This is a genomic window from Brasilonema octagenarum UFV-OR1 (assembly GCF_963888615.1).
Lineage (GTDB): Bacteria > Cyanobacteriota > Cyanobacteriia > Cyanobacteriales > Nostocaceae > Brasilonema > Brasilonema sennae.
In genome coordinates this window covers 1-4239 of sequence record NZ_CAWPKW010000229.1, presented here as the reverse complement: position 1 = coordinate 4239, position 4239 = coordinate 1, and the positions used below count along the sequence as shown (strand labels likewise).

The window sequence follows — 4239 nt, the reverse complement described above, 5'->3', positions numbered from 1 at the left end:
CAGCGTGTCCGCAGGACATAAACCAACATTTTCGGGACTTTGTTGGGTTTCACTACGTTCAACCCAACCTACAATTCTCCTTAACTGCTCATCAGTAATGTCTGTTATTGCTCTTTTTCAATCACGGTTCAGTTAAGGCTGAAAGCGTTGATGACAATATGAAAATGAGGAGCTTTGATTTGTCTTCCACTACCTTTTTACGTTTTTTAATGTTGATCTACTTATACCAATTCTCTGTAAACTTGCACTTAATACTTACTCTTTCATTCTTGGCGTTCTTGGCGTCTTGGCGGTTCGTTTAAAAAACATTAAGTGCATATTCATGGAGAATTGGTATTACCACTAACTGAACTGTATTGATATTTCTTGCACAATCTCGCTACCGGATTCCTATACTCAGATCTTGCACGTACTTTTTCGTCCGCCTAGAAATAAATTCAGGGGCTAAGAGCTGAAGTATGCGATTAGCTCACTGGATATATATTTCAGTCCGTTTTAACGGACTTTGGCTATAAGCCTTGAACTTGAGTTCAAGGCATACTCACCGGTAACATGCACGGATTGCTATATATCAGTTAAAATTTGATTCCTGTCGCGATAAAGATGGAATTGACTTGAGGCTGTTTTGATCCCATGTGTAATCTTTCATGTCCCTTGGCCATGTTACTTCATCAGGTGTGGCAATTTTTAGGGTGCCGGAATTGAGTTTGTTATATAAGCCCAAAAAATCACCAATTTCAATATGATTTTTGTCAAAGGTTTCGCGAAGAAGTTCGATTGTAAACATCATGTTATGGGCTTCAAAGCTGCCTTGAGTAAACAAACGCGGAAATATCAAAAATTTTATATCCTTTCGTTTTTGCTTTATAGCTCTTTGGGGTGTTATTCCAAAATTCTCTGTTAATGGATCGCCTTGAATGAAAACCATAATGTAATTTGGACCTGCTACCCATTTTTGATAGCCATTTCCAAAGGTGAAAACATTGATGAGTTGACTAGTGCGTTGCTTCCAAATCTGTTCTTGAATTCGTCGTTGTTTAAAGTCAAACACCCTAGCGTGTTCACAAATAAAATTTGTTTTAGCAAGCTTAATAGCTCTAGCCAAAAAAATTGTACCAAGACTATCGCCTGATAAATTGAGAGGTTTTGAATTGTTTACAGCATAAGTTATCAAAGTTGCTAAATTTTCAATGACTGGACTACCAGATAAACCGAAATAGTCAAGAGCTGCATTAGCCCAGTCAAGGCGTCGGTTAATGCAAGCGACAACTGGACGTTTTTTAAGAAAAGTGGAGTTGTTCATATTGGCGATGCCAGTTAAAAGAGTATCAGCATATCTACGGCTCCTTTTTGAAGATTCTGATTCACTTTGTCCCAGCCCAGAGACAAATACTGCAAAAAGTTCACGCTTATCATTTTCTGGATAATAAGTAATCTCAGATGTAATCATGGTGATTGGATCAAAAGATTCCATCACTGCGTCAAAATCAAAAACTTGTTCATTACCTGGATTTTGGAATTGTCCATCAAATTTTTTATCCGGGAAGAAAGCTTCAAGAGGCCAGCGCCACCAGGGAGATACGATTCGTTTTGCCTTATCTGCATCTGATATCTTCATGAAAGACTCTCCTAAAGTACTGGAATTTAGACTTAAAAAAGCACAAGCGTGATCAAAGCAAGGTGTTTGTACAAGTATAAAAAGAAAAGGAGCCTGTGTTTAAAACAGACCCCTAGGACGATGAGTCAGAAGCATCAGCTTATACTTACAGCATGGCTGCTTTGTATGCCATAAGAACGCTTTGCGCTTACGCCCTTAGCGTCGCTTTTGCGCTTACAAGCTGTAACACTCACTTTCGAGTACTGGCTTCTCTGGTGTAGTGCTGTCTGACCGAAACTAGGGTGTAAGGGCAAAACAAGTAAAAAGAACCAAGTAAAAAGTAAAAAGAAGGAATTTTTTCTTTTGCCTTTTGCCTTTTAACTTTTAACTTCATTTGATAGGGGTGTAGGGGAAAAAGAGAAAATTGTATTTTTGTACACCTACCTCCGGAATAGAAGGGTGCAAGCTCCCACCAATTAAACTACACCCCACACCCCATGCCCCACACCCTTCTTCTTGACTATCGCACTAGTTCTTCTGCATACAGTTCCCAACCCTGGGATTTTCGGTTATTGAATGCTGCTAATCTTTAATGTACTACCAAATATATTTCACATTTGAAATGTTAAAGAACATATGGGAAAATACAAGCGTATTGGCATTCTTACTAGTGGAGGAGATTGCTCTGGTTTGAATGCAGTGATCAGAGCTGTTGTCCATTGTGCTTGTGGAAAAGGTTGGGAAGTGCTGGGAATTCGTCAAGCAACTGTGGGATTAATGGCGCGTCCACCGCAATTCACAAAACTGGAAATCGACCAAGTTGACCCGCTATTAACTTCTGGTGGGACAATGTTAGGAACCACCAACAAAGGTGATCCTTTTGCTTTTCCTATGGCTGATGGCAGTGTATGCGATCGCTCAGAAGAAATCATTGCAGGCTACCATCAACTCGGTTTAGATGCTTTGATTGGGATTGGTGGCGATGGTAGCTTGGCTATTCTCCGTCGCTTGGCACAACAAGGCGGGATTAATTTAGTAGGTATTCCCAAAACGATTGATAATGATATTGGGATTACTGAACATGCTATCGGTTTTGATACTGCAGTTAATATTGCCACAGAAGCACTCGATAGGTTACATTTTACAGCTGCTTCTCACAGTCGAGTCATGATTTTAGAAGTCATGGGTCGTGATGCAGGACACATTGCCATTGCTGCGGGAATTGCAGGGGGCGCAGATGTGATTTTAATTCCAGAAATTCTCTACACGATTGACCACATCTGCAACAAAATTAAACAGCGCCAAGAAAAAGGCAAAAACTATTGTTTAATTATTGTTTCCGAGGCAGTTCGTACTCAAGAAGGTGAAAGTATCACAATGACAAATCGCTTGGGTCAATCTCGGTATGGTGGTATTGGTCAATACTTAGCTGATCAAATTAGCGATCGCATTGGTGCAGAAACCCGAGTCACAGTATTAGGACACATCCAACGGGGTGGAACCGCTTCACCACTGGATCGACTCGTGGCAGCTGCCTTTGGTGTAGCAGCAGTAAACCTCATTGATGAAGGTAAATATGACTACATGGTAACATGGCAAAATCGCCGAGTTTTTCCTGTACCCATTGCTGAGGCGATCGCTCAGTATAGAGCTGTCAACCCAGAGGATACTTTAGTCAAAACTGCTCGTGGTTTGGGTATTTATTTGGGAGATTAACATTTGTCAAGACGTTGCAGTGCAACGTCTTTACACTACTCAGAAATTGGGGAGAAAATTCCAGGGCATAGGATTTTGCACCAACAGTGAACGACTATAGCAAAACATTATAGTTGACTCTCTAGTTGACTGGAGATTTCACAATAGAGCTACAAACCATAATATGGATAAAATTCTATGCAACGTGTTTCTTGGAAAACTGGGTTTTTTACAGTTACCTTTATCGCACTCGCATCCCTAAGCGCCTGTTCTACAACAACTTCCCAAAATCAAACTCAAGCCCCAAACACCACTGCAACTGAGGCTAGCGACAAGCAGCAGATGAACCACGGTGGTATGAATCATAGTAGTGACATGAATCACAGCATGGATTTAGGTTCAGCCGATGCGAACTACGATTTGCGGTTCATTGATGCGATGACTCCACACCATGAAGGTGCTGTGGTGATGGCTAAAGTTGCCCTGCAGAAATCAAAACGTCCTGAAATCAAAAAGCTGGCACAGGAAATCATCAAAGCTCAAAACAAAGAAATCGCTGAGTTGAAACAGTGGCGCACAGCATGGTATCCCAAAGCACCTAGCACGCCAATGGCTTGGAATACCCAGATGAATCACATGATGGAAATGTCTCCTGAACAATCTAAAGCTATGCGAATGGACATGGACTTGGGAGCGGCTGATAGCGAGTTTGACTTGCGTTTCATCAATGCAATGATTCCACATCATGAAGCAGCGGTGACAATGGCGCAAGATGCATTGAATAAATCCAAGCGCCCTGAAATCAAGAAACTGGCTCAAAATATCATCACTTCTCAACAACAAGAAATTGCACAAATGAAGAAGTGGCGACAAGCTTGGTATAAGCAGTAATACCCTTTCACAAAAATCCTGATACATTTGACTCCACGGCAGTTGCTCCACTTGGG

Annotated in this window: 3 protein-coding genes; 2 read left to right on the top strand and 1 reads right to left on the bottom strand. The window is 41.2% G+C overall.

The window, feature by feature from the left end; genetic code table 11:
* Positions 1-571 precede the first annotated feature (571 nt).
* Positions 572-1618 (bottom strand): hypothetical protein, encoded by a 1047-nt coding sequence (locus AC5590_RS18460; RefSeq protein ID WP_211178796.1) that lies wholly within the window; start codon positions 1616-1618, stop codon positions 572-574.
* 615 nt (positions 1619-2233) lie between these two features.
* Between AC5590_RS18460 and AC5590_RS18455 the strand changes: the two genes are divergently transcribed.
* The gene (locus AC5590_RS18455; RefSeq protein WP_169268897.1) at positions 2234-3313 is read left to right on the top strand and encodes an ATP-dependent 6-phosphofructokinase; all 1080 of its coding nucleotides are present in this window, start codon (positions 2234-2236) and stop codon (positions 3311-3313) included.
* Between the two features lie 177 nt (positions 3314-3490).
* On the top strand, positions 3491-4183 hold the full coding sequence (locus AC5590_RS18450) for a DUF305 domain-containing protein (RefSeq protein WP_169268896.1): 693 nt from the start codon (positions 3491-3493) through the stop codon (positions 4181-4183).
* Positions 4184-4239: the final 56 nt, after the last annotated feature.